At 44.9% G+C, this 12,783-nt stretch carries 21 protein-coding genes; 1 reads left to right on the forward strand and 20 read right to left on the reverse strand.

The window, feature by feature from the left end:
• Positions 1-86: 86 nt before the first annotated feature.
• The 9 genes from HRQ85_RS04765 to HRQ85_RS04805 all read right to left on the reverse strand — a co-directional run bounded on the left by HRQ85_RS04765 (position 87) and on the right by HRQ85_RS04805 (position 6,981).
• Entirely contained in the window at positions 87-671 is a 585-nt protein-coding gene (locus HRQ85_RS04765) for a hypothetical protein (protein ID WP_172378860.1), read from the reverse strand.
• On the reverse strand, positions 668-1,666 hold the full coding sequence (locus tag HRQ85_RS04770) for a hypothetical protein (RefSeq protein WP_172378861.1): 999 nt from the start codon (positions 1,664-1,666) through the stop codon (positions 668-670). The genes HRQ85_RS04765 and HRQ85_RS04770 overlap by 4 nt, the downstream gene beginning before the upstream one ends.
• Positions 1,663-2,193 carry a hypothetical protein gene (locus tag HRQ85_RS04775; RefSeq protein WP_172378862.1) on the reverse strand — a complete coding sequence of 177 codons (531 nt, stop codon included), beginning with the start codon at positions 2,191-2,193 and terminating at the stop codon, positions 1,663-1,665. The genes HRQ85_RS04770 and HRQ85_RS04775 overlap by 4 nt, the downstream gene beginning before the upstream one ends.
• Positions 2,175-3,218 (reverse strand): baseplate J/gp47 family protein, encoded by a 1,044-nt coding sequence (locus tag HRQ85_RS04780; protein ID WP_172378863.1) that lies wholly within the window; start codon positions 3,216-3,218, stop codon positions 2,175-2,177. The genes HRQ85_RS04775 and HRQ85_RS04780 overlap by 19 nt, the downstream gene beginning before the upstream one ends.
• Entirely contained in the window at positions 3,215-3,616 is a 402-nt protein-coding gene (locus HRQ85_RS04785; RefSeq protein ID WP_172378864.1) for a phage GP46 family protein, read from the reverse strand. The genes HRQ85_RS04780 and HRQ85_RS04785 overlap by 4 nt, the downstream gene beginning before the upstream one ends.
• Positions 3,613-4,212, reverse strand: coding sequence for a phage baseplate assembly protein V (locus HRQ85_RS04790; RefSeq protein WP_172378865.1), 600 nt, complete (start codon positions 4,210-4,212; stop codon positions 3,613-3,615). The genes HRQ85_RS04785 and HRQ85_RS04790 overlap by 4 nt, the downstream gene beginning before the upstream one ends.
• Positions 4,205-5,143 (reverse strand): phage tail protein, encoded by a 939-nt coding sequence (locus HRQ85_RS04795; RefSeq protein WP_172378866.1) that lies wholly within the window; start codon positions 5,141-5,143, stop codon positions 4,205-4,207. Before HRQ85_RS04795 ends, HRQ85_RS04790 begins: the two co-directional genes overlap by 8 nt.
• A complete protein-coding gene (locus HRQ85_RS04800) occupies positions 5,140-6,330 on the reverse strand; it encodes a DNA circularization N-terminal domain-containing protein (RefSeq protein ID WP_172378867.1) in 1,191 nt (396 codons plus the stop codon). The genes HRQ85_RS04795 and HRQ85_RS04800 overlap by 4 nt, the downstream gene beginning before the upstream one ends.
• 279 nt (positions 6,331-6,609) lie before the next feature.
• On the reverse strand, positions 6,610-6,981 hold the full coding sequence (locus HRQ85_RS04805; RefSeq protein ID WP_172378868.1) for a hypothetical protein: 372 nt from the start codon (positions 6,979-6,981) through the stop codon (positions 6,610-6,612).
• A 250-nt stretch (positions 6,982-7,231) separates the two neighbouring features.
• Between HRQ85_RS04805 and HRQ85_RS04810 the strand changes: the two genes are divergently transcribed.
• Positions 7,232-7,570, forward strand: a complete 339-nt coding sequence (locus tag HRQ85_RS04810) for a hypothetical protein (RefSeq protein WP_172378869.1) — start codon at positions 7,232-7,234, stop codon at positions 7,568-7,570.
• A 201-nt stretch (positions 7,571-7,771) separates the two neighbouring features.
• Here the strand turns inward: HRQ85_RS04810 and HRQ85_RS04815 are convergent, their stop codons facing one another.
• From HRQ85_RS04815 to HRQ85_RS04865, 11 genes are all read right to left on the reverse strand, one after another.
• Positions 7,772-8,113, reverse strand: coding sequence for a terminase large subunit domain-containing protein (locus tag HRQ85_RS04815; protein WP_172378870.1), 342 nt, complete (start codon positions 8,111-8,113; stop codon positions 7,772-7,774).
• 17 nt (positions 8,114-8,130) lie between these two features.
• Positions 8,131-8,352 carry a hypothetical protein gene (locus HRQ85_RS04820; protein ID WP_172378871.1) on the reverse strand — a complete coding sequence of 74 codons (222 nt, stop codon included), beginning with the start codon at positions 8,350-8,352 and terminating at the stop codon, positions 8,131-8,133.
• A gap of 33 nt (positions 8,353-8,385) precedes the next feature.
• Positions 8,386-8,637, reverse strand: coding sequence for an ogr/Delta-like zinc finger family protein (locus tag HRQ85_RS04825; RefSeq protein WP_108020906.1), 252 nt, complete (start codon positions 8,635-8,637; stop codon positions 8,386-8,388).
• A gap of 58 nt (positions 8,638-8,695) precedes the next feature.
• Positions 8,696-8,992 (reverse strand): hypothetical protein, encoded by a 297-nt coding sequence (locus tag HRQ85_RS04830; protein WP_108167641.1) that lies wholly within the window; start codon positions 8,990-8,992, stop codon positions 8,696-8,698.
• A 12-nt stretch (positions 8,993-9,004) separates the two neighbouring features.
• A complete protein-coding gene (locus tag HRQ85_RS04835; protein WP_172378872.1) occupies positions 9,005-10,840 on the reverse strand; it encodes a replication endonuclease in 1,836 nt (611 codons plus the stop codon).
• A gap of 219 nt (positions 10,841-11,059) precedes the next feature.
• A complete protein-coding gene (locus HRQ85_RS04840; RefSeq protein ID WP_016785360.1) occupies positions 11,060-11,338 on the reverse strand; it encodes a hypothetical protein in 279 nt (92 codons plus the stop codon).
• Positions 11,335-11,556 carry a hypothetical protein gene (locus tag HRQ85_RS04845; protein WP_102258119.1) on the reverse strand — a complete coding sequence of 74 codons (222 nt, stop codon included), beginning with the start codon at positions 11,554-11,556 and terminating at the stop codon, positions 11,335-11,337. Before HRQ85_RS04845 ends, HRQ85_RS04840 begins: the two co-directional genes overlap by 4 nt.
• Complete coding sequence (locus tag HRQ85_RS04850; RefSeq protein ID WP_172378873.1) at positions 11,553-11,780, reverse strand: hypothetical protein; 228 nt, start codon at positions 11,778-11,780, stop codon at positions 11,553-11,555. Before HRQ85_RS04850 ends, HRQ85_RS04845 begins: the two co-directional genes overlap by 4 nt.
• On the reverse strand, positions 11,768-12,010 hold the full coding sequence (locus HRQ85_RS04855; RefSeq protein ID WP_172378874.1) for a hypothetical protein: 243 nt from the start codon (positions 12,008-12,010) through the stop codon (positions 11,768-11,770). The genes HRQ85_RS04850 and HRQ85_RS04855 overlap by 13 nt, the downstream gene beginning before the upstream one ends.
• Positions 12,007-12,222 (reverse strand): hypothetical protein, encoded by a 216-nt coding sequence (locus HRQ85_RS04860; RefSeq protein ID WP_172378875.1) that lies wholly within the window; start codon positions 12,220-12,222, stop codon positions 12,007-12,009. The genes HRQ85_RS04855 and HRQ85_RS04860 overlap by 4 nt, the downstream gene beginning before the upstream one ends.
• A gap of 15 nt (positions 12,223-12,237) precedes the next feature.
• Positions 12,238-12,780, reverse strand: coding sequence for a phage regulatory CII family protein (locus HRQ85_RS04865; RefSeq protein ID WP_172378876.1), 543 nt, complete (start codon positions 12,778-12,780; stop codon positions 12,238-12,240).
• Positions 12,781-12,783 lie beyond the last annotated feature (3 nt).

Consider the following 12,783-nt stretch of genomic DNA (forward strand, 5'->3'; position numbering starts at 1 on the left):
GTGGTTAAGTGGCGGATATTGGGGCGAATTCTAGATGGAAAATGTAGAAAACCCAGCGCAATGGCTGGGTTTGAATAGGGTTGATATTAGGTGACAGGCGGTGTCGGCCACGGGTGCTCTGTTTGGATTTTGTCACGGGCAGCTAAGGCTTGAGCTTCTATTGTTTGTGTATCAACATCAAAACCTTGTAAGCGCTTAATGTTGGCTTCAGCAATTAAGGGATCGCATATCTGAACGTATAGCCCACGGCGAACGTTGTCGACTTGGTTATATTCAGCGATGTATTGATTGCTCTTGTTCGTTACCCAAGCGTCGTTAATCCATTCGTCCCATTGTGTTGACGGTTTTTCTAACGTGTATTCATCGGTAACCAAAGATGTATCATCAAACTTTTTTGGTTGCATGGTTTGCTTATTGTAAGCGTTGACTTTTTGCTGTCGTTCAGTCTTCACCCATGCACCATTTAGATAATCACGGACAGGCTTATCGTTACTATCTAATAGCGCCCAATACTCGGTGCTTGTCAGTGTGTCACTAGGATAAGCATTCGGTGTGTAATAGGGCGGGATCACAAAACGATCAGGTTGTTTGATATCTCGATGGGCTTCGCAAGTACCCAGCAACTCACCATTTTTATGCGATGTGATATATAAGATTAGTGACTCATTCATGCCGATTCTCCGTGAATGATGTAGAAATTAAGAAAGGAAGAGTTTACTTCATTGTGATTGCCTGTTGGCACGACATTTGACGCATCAAAATAAAGGTTATCCGACGCATAATGTTGAGAACTAACAGCATTACCTTGAGCAGATGAACTTACAATAAAACTTCCTTGTGGGGTATTTTGACCAAATGCTCCGTTACTATCTCGAAATAAGCGCGTTCCACCACTGGTAGATGAACCAAAAACATTCGCTGTAATATTTCTAATCTGGTCACCTATCGTAGTTCCTACAACACCAAACATCCCTGCGGCTGCCAAGTGTGGGCGCAATGGATAATTAGGCGTAGTAAACCACACACCATCATCACTGATACCAAAGCACGCTGCGTATTTTTCTGGCTCTGCCTCAATGAGTGATTGAGCGACCATTATTGATGTGCCTTGCACCTTTCCCATCAGCTTTGGGTAGTCTATGACTTGGTATGATGAGCCGTCAGCTAGGAAAGCTATAGCTCGCATTGGGACTACTGTAGAGTCTGGGAAAATGAGACCAACGAAATCTTCCGTTCTCATATATTGTGCAAGATGGACCTCTAATAGCTCTGTCTCAGTCACGAACTCCCCGTGCTTAAATATGACCGTTCCAGCTTCACCAGATATCGACGCTTTCAATGTCACCATGCCGCCGATACCTTTGGCGAGTGCCACTTTTGGTGTCGAGCATTCGATCACTGCCTGGTCATTGCTATCAAGTACATGGATTTGGTGTAGGTACTCATCAAAGTGCTGCTCAATAGGCAGATTCAAGATGAAGGTTAGAACGCCATTGTCATCGTAGTAACTGGTTTCAACGGTGCTTTCATAGAATGAATACAATGATTCACTTGGTGCGTCATGGGTTAACGCGCCAATGAGCCGATACTTGGTTACAGTATTTTTCAGCTCACCGTTTAAAATATCTATTCCGTGCTGAGTTGGAATAGCTTGCAGTGTGCTCATTTGGTGTCTCCTATTTCAAGTTGCCAAGTTATGGCGGTGCAGCACAGAAAGGGGGCTTCAGCTTCTAGTTCAAGCTGAGAGCTAAATTCTGGCTTAATGGTTAAGGCTGTGACCTGTTCAAACTTTGTTTCTGCATCAAACGGATAAATCCAATGAAATTCGGTGTGGGGCAGTCGTTTTTCTTCTAGCGCTTTAAAGGCCGCGTCATTGTTGTAGCTATACAGGTCTATTTTGATGAGGTTTGGGCTTGCGACCTCGTCATACACGACACCGTTTGAACCCATCGTCATCAAGAGCCGTTGATAGTCTGAAATCTTCCAACCAAATTGTTGCTCTTCAAACTCCGTTAATAACGACAGTTCAATCTCGTCATGGGTTTTCTTGAAGTCTTTGGCAATGCCTTTAATGGTGCTGGCAAGCTCAAGGTTCTCGGTGTCTTGCCAGTATTCGCCTTTGGGTAATAGCCCACGATAGGCGCCTTCAAAATCACCGGCACTGTATTCAATAATTAAGTCGGAGGTGTCCACGTCACACCTCCTAATACATGTATCTGATTGTTGTTAATGGCGACTTCTCCAACCGGAGAGCGAACAATAAAGTTGTTGGTCACAGTAGAGATAGTTAAAACAATTTCGGTGTTGGTGATGGATTCCGGCTTTTGGGTTGTCGGGTCGATGTTGCCCATTTTCTCTTTCACTAAGTTTTCGAGTGCAGTGACCACATCGTCACGCACCACTTGGTCTTCAATACCTTGGATCTCGATATTGATTGGGACTTGCTCTGGTAGGTGAGCCAATGGGTGACAACCTGCGAGTCGATTGTCTTCAAAGGTGTCTTGCACTAAGTTGACCACTTCAGCGCTTAACGTTGGGTTGTTTTCTCGCGCACCGATATACACTTCAACCATGCCTCGCTCTGGGGTGTTATCAAGCGCCCAAGCAAAATCTACATCTGAGTGAGCCGATACTGCCCACACTTCGTAATCCGATGCTTTGCCAATCAGTTCGTTCTTTTCAAAGGCAACGATGACACGCACTCGCCAGTGTTCTAGCTCTTCAATATTGGCGCCTCCGCCAATGCTAAGTGAAAGCACACTGTTTGGGTCTATACTGCTCAGCCCTTCGCTTAACGTAAGCACTGCACCTTCGGGAAGATTACTATCTACGCCAGATTCAAGCGCAATGACGTCAGTGGGGACGTTGCTGTATTGCTCTTTGGTGGTTTCGTACTCGTGATTGGCATGCGTTAAACGGGTGCCTTTTTTGATCACCACCGTGCCACCAAGTTCAGTGAACTGGACTCGACCCGTTGCGAACGTGGGCAGCAATCGAGGGGCTTTATGGCGATTGGCGTGTAGGTATAACCACTCTTCAGAGCAAGTCTCTGGATGCAGTTGCCTGAAAAGCAAATCTTGATAACCATATTGCCCATAGCTGACGCCAGCAATGGCCGCGGCTATCGCTTTGGTTGCGGGGTTGTTTTGCCCTGTTTCAGACACTAGATTAGCTTCTGCGCGAGCAATCAGACTGTCTAGGCTTCGTTGTGTACTCATTGGTTAACCTTTGAAAGTGGAACATCAAACTGAGAGCCATCGGCTAAGATGATCATCACATTGCGACCCATTTGGTTTGTCTTCTCTCGCCATACTGAAACTTCAACTGCTTTGGCGTGGCCGTCGGTAATGAGCCAAGCGAGCGACTCTTCACAAAACCGCTTAGCGAGGCTTAATGTTTCGTCTGTGAGCTTTGCTCGTTTGAGCGTCCAATCACGAGAGCCGACCACGTTTATCAACTCATTGCTCCAAGTGCCGCCGCGCTCATTGCGTGCCATACGGGCGCGATCGTTTTGAGTCGATTCGGCATAGTTATAAACACTCTGCAAAACAGCGTGGGTTAATCCCTCTTTAGAGCTGAGCGGTGCTGTCAGGGCGGTTAATTTGAAATGGCTCATCCTTTGTTTGGCCCCTTGGTGGTTCTTGTTGTCCCGTCGTCGGTGTAATCGTGGTCATGCTTTTCAACTTTGACACCGCCGAACGTACCGGACGCACCACCCACAGAACCGGTGACATCAGCGTTCTTGGTGACTTTCAGATTACCGCCGATTTCTACATCACCAGAAAACGTGGATTTAGGTGCGGTAACGTTCACAGCCGTTGCGTTCACTGTGGTTTCTTGCGCCGATATCACTTCTAACTTTGCGCAGGCGTTTATCTTGATACCTTGCTGCGTGAAATGAACAAGGTTGCCTTTGTCATCGAGTATCGCGACTTCACCAGGCTGCAACTCTATTTGGTGACGTTCGTCTTCTACGTTCACGGTAATGCCGCGAGATGTGGTTCCACCAATGAACAGGTTGTAAGTTTTCGCCCCAGGTAATGGACGGCTCATAAATCCGTAGTTGTGCACGCGTTTTATTTTGTCGTTGGTTCGGCCTGTCGCGGTTTTGATTTGTAATCGACCTGTGGTTGCACCTGTGACAGTGCCGGTGCCAATCACGTTTTTAATTCTGGCCATTAATCGCTGTTGTTGCTGCAGAGCACTAGACATAGCTTTGCTCCTTAAACGGCCTAAACAGCTCAACCGATGTTTCTGTAGAGCTTTCAGATGCTGACAGGCCAAGCGACTTGATCACCAACATCTCACTGAAGCTTTGCTCTTGGTCAGCGACTCGAATCACTCGGTTTAATCCATCAATGGCCAACTCAGGGAATATGTCGGCAATTGTGCTTGATGCAGTCAGGCTTTGAGCAATGGCGAGGTTGCGCTCATATTTAGCACGAGACAGGCAAGCTTCACGGTTTTGCAATTGGTCACAGGTGATCACCATGGTGCGTGAGCTCTCGACGTTTGGATTGATGACCTGTGCGCTTGCGTCATCCCACTGGCCTTGCACATCAATGGTGTGAAATTGCTGATTGAAGGTGCGCTTGATGTCCAGGCTGTCGATGTTGTTGCCCGTTTCTAGGCCAATGTTGCTGATAGTTGCATGTGCGGTGTTTTCAATGATCAACACGCCATTGCGCTCAACCAACATAAAGCCTTGCTCTCGAATGAGTTGCGCCACGTTCTCTACGGGTGATTCTGCATTTATCTGAAACTCAGGGATGACCGGCATACTCTTCACCAGGCTTTTCACTTTCAAACCAAATGGCTTGGCGACATGGCGAAGTAGTTCTTCCATGTTCAAGTTATAAAGCGCATCCATCGTGATGCGTGAATCAATCATGTTGGCACTCTTCGATCGGCCTGAAATGGAAACAGCGTGAGCGCTTGAATCGGTATTGGAATCCACACCATCAATCTGACCAATCAGAATCGACTTGTCGTTAAGGAAGAACTCGACCGATAACGGGCTTTCAATACTCATAGGCTCAATTGAGCAACTGAACGTGTGGGCCAGCTGTTCAATAGAGTAGTTGAGATTCGCTTGATAGAAGGCACGCTGCTTGCCATCGATGTGCATCGTTAGCGTGTTCATGACACATCCCTCACGGCGATGTCACCACGAATGAAAAGCGGGTGCTGCAGTGCATTCATTTTCGTGATGACTTTTTCTTGAGTGAACTCATCGTGTGCAATCGTCAGCGCAGATTGAAAGCGTGGTGACTGCACCGTTCTATGGGGCGCAGTACCGCTGACCACCTTATCTTGCTGAACCTTCACATTGCTTTTCAATGTCGTGACTGCGTCGAATAGCTCAATGCTTTCAAGCGTCGACACCTGGGTGGTGTCTTTGATGCGCTCTTCGATACCGACAATCAAAGTAGACAGATCATTCTTGATGGTTTCAGGCTGCTTAGCCGATTGCGTAATATCAAAGCGGTCGCCTTTCTCTAGGTGCGTGATGTCTTTGTTCATCTTCACCGCGCCCGTCACCATTTGTACATTGTGGTGCTGAGTTGGCGTGTCCGGTTTGACTTCATTTAACAGCAAAGCTTGAGCACTGCGCGAGTTGTCTACCGCTTCATTACTTGAATTAGGCTCAACTTGAACACCATCGGCGACCGCATTCACTGACGTAGAGAATAGATCAGCAAACTCAGTTGGGTTGGTGCTGAGGCTACTCACTGCCGAGAATGCTTTATTGATGGCGTAGTTAATGTCTTGAAGGTTTTCATCTTCGAGGTTCAAACGGTTGGTGATGTCGACCAACACGTTCAATGCGCTGGTGACATCACTCTGAACCCTGTGAATGTCCGATACATCCAAGCCGCTTACTTCTGTTACGAAAGAACGTTTCGACAAGCTCTCGACTATGTTGGCCTGCGTTTTTGTACGAACTGAAGTAGGAGCAGTGATTGATGGGGAAGAGCCAGCGCGAGCAAACTTCAGGCTCAGTGTGACTAAGCCTTTTTTTGTACTGATGCTTTGGGATACGTCTTCAAAGACAAGCGGTAATTCACCCAACCAAGGATGCTCTAGCTCGCCTGTTGGTTTTGCTTCTAGGTTTTCAATGAGGGAATTGGCATCGGCCAGAGAACTGGAGCCAACGAACACCGCTTCAATTGTGTAGGTACGAGCTTTTGTTCCCATGACTTTGATGTGTGGTAGGTCAGAGTAGGGGATTTCGCTGACTTGCAAGCGCTTACCACCATCAAAGGCGGTCGATAGGATGTTGAGCTTAAGCCCATTCCATCTAGCGTGCTCGTACTGTCGTTCCCACATCAAAAAGCCACCAACTACAGAAGAAAATCAGAATTAGGCAGCGAGAATAAAATTAGTGATGGAGTAGGGCGCTCAGGCCCTGTTCGGACTCACCCACCCCTCCACACCAAAATTCCACACTGCAATTATGCGATCTTAGAACCGCATTTTATTTCGGTAGTTGTATTGGAACACAGCCCCCGATGTATCTACATCGAGGGCTGTTTTAGATAGGGGATTTAGAGATCGTCCGAGATCGTTTTTGTTCGTTTTTGAAAATTTCGTAACTGGCTATAAAACCTAACTCTGAAATGAAACCGAATCGGAGTAAAACTCAACACAGGAACCGTTGTTCCATAGCCATTCAGCTCGACTTTCTTCAAATACAGCTCCAATTAGCTCTGACATAGCAGCAAATTGTTCTTTTTCGAGTTCATAGAACTCGCTCTGTATTTGTTTGTCTTGATTGAAGTTCGAAATACCTCCGATAGGTCCTCCTGCAAAATTCTTAGCATATACATCTAAGCTTTTAACTATATCGGCTTGCTGCCCATATACTGCAATCGCTTTACAACCTAAGATTTGACCAACCTTAGTTGGTGACCATAGTGGTTCTGATGCTACAGGAGCGCTGAAACCTAATACTAGCAATACGAGAGAAGCTTTTTTCATTTAGTGCCATTACCTATCTAGAGTTCAGTATTCAACGACCCGATATCACATTGAACACCTTTCATAATTTGAGATTATCCCTATTGTTTAGGTGAATGACTGTTAGGGGATTGTCAGACCATGTAACAAAGTGTGAAAAGGAACCTGAATTTAAGTGATAGTAACCTAATGTTACACATACCAGAAAATCACTTACGCGCGAGATGCTAAAATTTTCACTCAATTATTGATGCTAATTTACGATTTCATAATGACTAAAACATTACTAACTATACTTCTACTTTCTTCTCCACTAGCAGCTTCTCAAACTGTTACCTGTAATAATTCAGATGGCAGCACTCAAAAGTGGGAGGTATCAGGAACAGAGGTCGCTTACACTTTGAGTGGTGAAAATAAGCTTACGGGCAAAATAACAAACTTTTACCCAACTTCATTTAGCTACAAGTTAGAAAGCTATGGCAATGAAGTTCATGGTTCAGTGCACCATTCCAATAAGACTGTAACATTTCAAGAAGCTGTTATTTCTGCAGATACAGAGGCATTACTAGGGGTCTATAGAGAAGTGATGCAGAATTGCTCTATTTTCTAAAAGCTCGGCTGTCTATGCTTTCCGACTTAGACCAATACCCGACATCCAATAACTGAAAGTAATGATAGGCCAACAATAACGACGCAAACTTGCAGTTCATTATTGGGAAATTCGAGGTCGGGTATGGAGATGAACCTTTGGCGCAGTTGTATTGCTTCTTTTTGCAAAAACTCAATATGACTCATAAAAACCTAAGTCTTTTTAGTCGATAGATACAAACGCTGCTTTGTGCTTTTTCAGCATCGTCCATGCAGAAACCAACTCATTTATATAAGAATAACTCGTTTCATCAAAGCAATTCATCACATATGCATTCCCAGAATACCCACCTGAAACTTGGCTATCGGTTTGTAAGAACGACAACATTGCGCCATTCGGTAGCACTAACGGGTTACCAGATAAACTCAGCTCTTGTGATTTTGCCAAATCAATAACATGGTTACGGATTCTTTCGCTATCTAGAGTCGAAGCTGATAAGAAGATCTGGTTCTCGTTTGTTTGCATGGCATCGTTCAGCGCTGCTTGAGCAAAGTATAAATCCATTGAGTTTCTATCCATCATCACACCCTATACGCCTTTAGTAATATTTCATCCATTAGGTTCAGCTTGCGAACAGCCAGTGATACACGCTTGCTCGATACACCCGTTCTTAGTGAAGCCAGCTCGTAAGAGTAGCCAGACTCAAACACCAACTTAACTGCTTTACGAGTTTGTTCTGGCATATCTCTTTTTGAGAGCACTTCAAACAAAGTATCTAGGCGCTTTTTAGGAATAAGGTTCATTTTTTCAAAACACCCGTAGTCTAGGCTTCTATTTTACGCGCTTGGTTGTTCTGCTTCAAAGATATCGATTTGGTTCACATCACCTTTGCACAGCTCGGGCTGTAGTTCTGAGCTTGGCTTTTGACCTGTCGGTTCAATGAAGTGCGAGAACGACGTATGCGCTACAAACACTTTTCCGCAATTCAGGTTTAAACATTGGCAGTACAACTCTCGTGTTTCTGAACTGATAGAACGCGAGGTCGCGATACGAGTTTTGCTTTCACATTTCGGGCATGTCACTAGCATTGTTGTAATCTCCCTTTTTAATTAATACGTTCAATGCCCACCCCTAAGTCATTGAACGCTATTTATCTCTAGCTCTTTCGAAGTCGTTAAACTCTTGGCTACCAAGTGCATAGGGGTTTTTCCCTCCTCTTTTGCCGAGTAGGTATGCTTGGCGCATTCTCAAAGGCAGAGAGCTAACTATCGGTTTGGGTTTGAGTTTCTCTAGCATAATTAACGCGTAATTTTCAGTGGAGGCATTAAATATGCCTACCGTTGCTTCGGGTTCTGACTCATAAGCGCGTTGTGCTTGTTCTAATGTTTCAAAGCTTCCCACAAGCTCCACTTTTGATGAGCCAATACCAAACCAATAACTCATATATGCCTCTTTTTATATTGTGGCTAACCGTCCGTTTCTAAGTTTTAAGGACATGTGTTTGTCTATTGGTACAGTAGCACCAAGCGACAATGGCCGCAGCAAGCATTGAACCCCTTTAACGCCCCATCCGGTCACGTCCATCAATGCCTGCTCAAGTGGCGAAATCGGTATTTTCTCTTTCTGGTTACACTTATTTTCAGTGCTCCAAGGAAGGGCGCCGCCCTTTTTAAGATCAAGAGCACGACGCTTTACGTCTTTAGTTTTCACCAAACTAAATTGCTCGCTACATGTTGCGATGACCTTACCAAGCCAATTGATTCCAATGACGCGCTTTACCGTATCGCCGTACTGGTTGAATTTATCTTCATAAGCTAGCTTGGCTTTGAAGCCCAATTCACAAAAACCTTTCCAGCGGGAGTTATCAGCATGATCTCGAAGTTGTTCTAACTCTTCATCGAAAGCAGTTTCCGTTGGATTAGCTCTGCGTAATTGTCGCCAGAGCCCGACAGAAGGGGAGCCAGATTGAGAGAATTGCTTAATTCTGTGTATGCGCGCCCATGCTGTCGCAGAAAGTGCTGTTTGTTTCGCATCACCTTCTGGCATATGTGCACCGTTAATGTTCTTGGAAATGTACTTGATGATGTAACCCGTAGCCGTACCTTGTGACGGGTCACAATCTTTAATCGTTATACGAGGAGTTTTATCAAGCTTACCGTTGATGATGAGTTCGCTTTTATCTTCATCAATAGCAATACCCTCAATGATGTCTATCAGGTCTTGCTTTTGCCTTGGGTGCACATACAAAAACATATGAGCATGAGGCGTACCGTCCTTGTGAGGTTCAGCGACACGAAGCCCAAACCATTGAATATCAATCTTTGGTTTTTTAAACCAAGCTCGTGCACATCGCCATTTAGCCATCATTACTTCATGGGCCTCTTTGGGTGTGCAGCCGTTCCATTTAGATGAATTACGATGGTATTTACTCGGCAATGTCCAGTTAACAAAAACGCCTTCATATCCCATTTCAATTGCACGTTCTTCATCTCCACGGCTACGAACCACCAATTCAATGCGGCGGTTTTCGGGGTTTGCCGTAGTTCGTTTAACCACTTCCGATAAATCAAACGCTTGACCTGTCTCATCGTTCAACACAGACATAGACTTTACAAATTGTTCTGCTTCGATTTGCTTCTTTTCCCAACGGGCATAAGAACGACTCGATACATACTTACGTTGACCTTTGTTACCGCCAACGCGACTCAAAGCAATTTGTGAATACTCGATATATTGGGTACGTAAGAACTTAAACTTGCGAACTAGATAACTCACATCCAGACAGCGGCGAATAGCACGTTCTAATTCGCGCTCTGCGTCCTCTATGGTTTCATGTTTCTTTTTAATTTGTGGAGCTTTGATATAAAAACGCTTCATATCTTCACGAATGCCATAAAACACTTTTTCAAGCGCATCGACATAACTCGACTCATTTTCCTCAATCTCAGTCATTTGGATCAAGCGTGTGAACATTTCAGTAAGGTTTGTAGCTAAATGCTCTAATGCTTCATCACACATCAAAACACGATGATTTAGCTCTACTGAACTGCGCGCACTACTATGCAAACGCTGCCTTTCTGGTGCATTGCTTCGTTCATCCACAAAAGTGTATTTATCTTCAATAAATGGAGAGCACTTGAGTGCGTGTTTCACTGAGTCATTAGTGAATCGGTCGATGTTCTGTTGAGTCGCGTTAGTACGACGTTTACGGCGGGAAACCTGAAACCTCACATCATCTTGAATAATGCGAGGTAACCTAGGTAAAAATTCACGAGCAAATAATGGGTACACTTAGTATTCCTTGTAACTTCGAATGCTTTTTTTATCGGGCGGGTAATTCCATTCAGTTACAGCTTGGTTGTAATTTTGCGCAGTATTGCCCTCATGCCCACACTGATTACAGGCAACATAATGTTTTGGGGTGTCATCTAAACTTTGTTCACAAAACACTTCGCTACTTTGGCACTTGGCGCAATTACGAATAGCTTGGACTGTTATATAACTTCTCATTTACTGCTTCACATCCCCTGGATTCGCATTACTTACCGAGCCCCAAGGTTCAGCGCACCCGTTTTCACTACATACATAATTCATTGGCTGAGAGTTGCCCTTAACACGCTTTTTAATGCCGTGTTTTTCGCGCAACTTCGACACTAAAAAGCGCGCTCGCTCTCGTTTCTTTGGATCTGGATTCTCCATTCCCGCCATATCAGGGCAGGGCTTATGTATTGGAGAAGTGATAGGCAAGTCAGCTGTCGATTTAGCAGGTCTAAAAGTCACATCACTCATGCTGCCACCTCAACAAATATCACTTCTGGTTTCTTCTTCTTTTCTTCTAACGTAGCGAGAATCTCTTTTACCTTGTCGTCATAAACACTCAAATACAGGCTTGCTCCTGCAAGGCTCCAAGCTGTTTGAACTCGCTGCTTCTTGCCAAAACCACAGAAGAAGCGATCACCAATTTTTATCGCCACTGCTTGTTTTTGCGCTTGCTTGTAAAAACTCATAATTCGCTAAACTCCTGTGTGTCCATAACCATGTGTCCGCCAGTGTGATTACCTCTGATGATCACGCCGTTCATAACGTGCTGACAGTTGAAGTGCTCACAAGCCGCTTCGATTGCTGGCTCTGGTGAATCAAACTCACCGATAAGAAGATTCTTAACTTCGCTAGTTTCATCATCACGAACCACGCCGCCACCGCTGTTCAGTGCAACCGCTACGTATTGCATGGCTCTTTCTCCATCCCGAGTTTCTCTTTAGCAAGCTCAAGGAAATTGGCAATCTGAGCTTGGTTTTGAGCGAAGTCTTCAACCTTATACAAAGGGAAGTACATAGAAGCTCCCCATCCGTCAGGGCCTGCTAAATAAGCTTGAGCAGCTTTCACGCCTTCTACATATCCAGCTTCGTAGACATAAATCTTGTCTTCACCTGAAGTGATGGTTTTGAGTAGAGCTTTCATAGTGATTCCTTCTGGCAAACCTTGAACTGGTCGAGAGCGTCACCCGCTTGCTTGTGAATTCCGCGCCACAATGCGATCAAGTTATTCTGAAGTTGCTTTTGGCCTTCAACTTCGTTCGTTTGATACTTAGAGATAGTGAGTGCCGCAACATTCTCGATGTTGAGTGCTTCTTCTAATGAGTTGATTTGAATCGCGATAAATGGTTTTTTCATAATTACACCCCGTAATTAAGTAAGACCGGGTAAAGGCGCACCGTTGGCTAACAAGTCCACACCCATACATAAGAAAGGGTGTGCACCACTTGTGCGGTCTTCTAGGTCGTTAATGAGCAGCACCAAGTTGCTAATACCAGCTTGTGCCGTTTTGATAATTGAGTTTCGAGTTGAGCGAGGCAGGGCTCTTTGGTCTGCCGTGTCTAACGCGAGCTGAGAGATCTCTCCAGCAATCACAGAGTTGTCTAGAGCACGTTTAATAAACGTTTCTCTTTCACCCTCAGGAATATGAGCGGTCACTAGCCCTAATTGGCGAAGTACAACTTCTAAAATTACGTAGTCATCCGTAGCTTTAGAAATTGCCATCATTTCAGGTAAAGAAAGTACGTGCGGTTGCTCGATATTCAGCTTGTTACGCAACATGTTTGAGCGAAGGCCACAAGCTTTGGCTATGTCTGTTAGCTCGTTACGGTGTCGTGCTCGAAACAAGCTGCATGCTTCGTTGTACTGTTCTTGTACATCCGCTAAAAAGACGCACATTGTCTGGTTCACTTCCATGTC

This window comes from Vibrio sp. Vb339 (assembly GCF_902751245.1).
Lineage (GTDB): Bacteria > Pseudomonadota > Gammaproteobacteria > Enterobacterales > Vibrionaceae > Vibrio > Vibrio coralliirubri.

Bases quoted from the DNA above. Each gene is read 5' to 3' on its own strand.
- HRQ85_RS04790 (WP_172378865.1), bottom strand. From the start codon at position 4,212: ATGTCTAGTGCTCTGCAGCAACAACAGCGATTAATGGCCAGAATTAAA.
- HRQ85_RS04810 (WP_172378869.1), top strand. From the start codon at position 7,232: ATGACTAAAACATTACTAACTATACTTCTACTTTCTTCTCCACTAGCA.
- HRQ85_RS04815 (WP_172378870.1), bottom strand. From the start codon at position 8,113: ATGGATTTATACTTTGCTCAAGCAGCGCTGAACGATGCCATGCAAACA.
- HRQ85_RS04845 (WP_102258119.1), bottom strand. From the start codon at position 11,556: ATGAGTTTTTACAAGCAAGCGCAAAAACAAGCAGTGGCGATAAAAATT.
- HRQ85_RS04850 (WP_172378873.1), bottom strand. From the start codon at position 11,780: ATGCAATACGTAGCGGTTGCACTGAACAGCGGTGGCGGCGTGGTTCGT.
- HRQ85_RS04795 (WP_172378866.1), bottom strand. From the start codon at position 5,143: ATGAACACGCTAACGATGCACATCGATGGCAAGCAGCGTGCCTTCTAT.
- HRQ85_RS04865 (WP_172378876.1), bottom strand. From the start codon at position 12,780: ATGGAAGTGAACCAGACAATGTGCGTCTTTTTAGCGGATGTACAAGAA.
- HRQ85_RS04820 (WP_172378871.1), bottom strand. From the start codon at position 8,352: ATGAACCTTATTCCTAAAAAGCGCCTAGATACTTTGTTTGAAGTGCTC.
- HRQ85_RS04770 (WP_172378861.1), bottom strand. From the start codon at position 1,666: ATGAGCACACTGCAAGCTATTCCAACTCAGCACGGAATAGATATTTTA.
- HRQ85_RS04800 (WP_172378867.1), bottom strand. From the start codon at position 6,330: ATGTGGGAACGACAGTACGAGCACGCTAGATGGAATGGGCTTAAGCTC.
- HRQ85_RS04780 (WP_172378863.1), bottom strand. From the start codon at position 3,218: ATGAGTACACAACGAAGCCTAGACAGTCTGATTGCTCGCGCAGAAGCT.
- HRQ85_RS04830 (WP_108167641.1), bottom strand. From the start codon at position 8,992: ATGAGTTATTGGTTTGGTATTGGCTCATCAAAAGTGGAGCTTGTGGGA.
- HRQ85_RS04825 (WP_108020906.1), bottom strand. From the start codon at position 8,637: ATGCTAGTGACATGCCCGAAATGTGAAAGCAAAACTCGTATCGCGACC.
- HRQ85_RS04855 (WP_172378874.1), bottom strand. From the start codon at position 12,010: ATGAAAGCTCTACTCAAAACCATCACTTCAGGTGAAGACAAGATTTAT.
- HRQ85_RS04805 (WP_172378868.1), bottom strand. From the start codon at position 6,981: ATGAAAAAAGCTTCTCTCGTATTGCTAGTATTAGGTTTCAGCGCTCCT.
- HRQ85_RS04765 (WP_172378860.1), bottom strand. From the start codon at position 671: ATGAATGAGTCACTAATCTTATATATCACATCGCATAAAAATGGTGAG.
- HRQ85_RS04860 (WP_172378875.1), bottom strand. From the start codon at position 12,222: ATGAAAAAACCATTTATCGCGATTCAAATCAACTCATTAGAAGAAGCA.
- HRQ85_RS04840 (WP_016785360.1), bottom strand. From the start codon at position 11,338: ATGAGTGATGTGACTTTTAGACCTGCTAAATCGACAGCTGACTTGCCT.
- HRQ85_RS04785 (WP_172378864.1), bottom strand. From the start codon at position 3,616: ATGAGCCATTTCAAATTAACCGCCCTGACAGCACCGCTCAGCTCTAAA.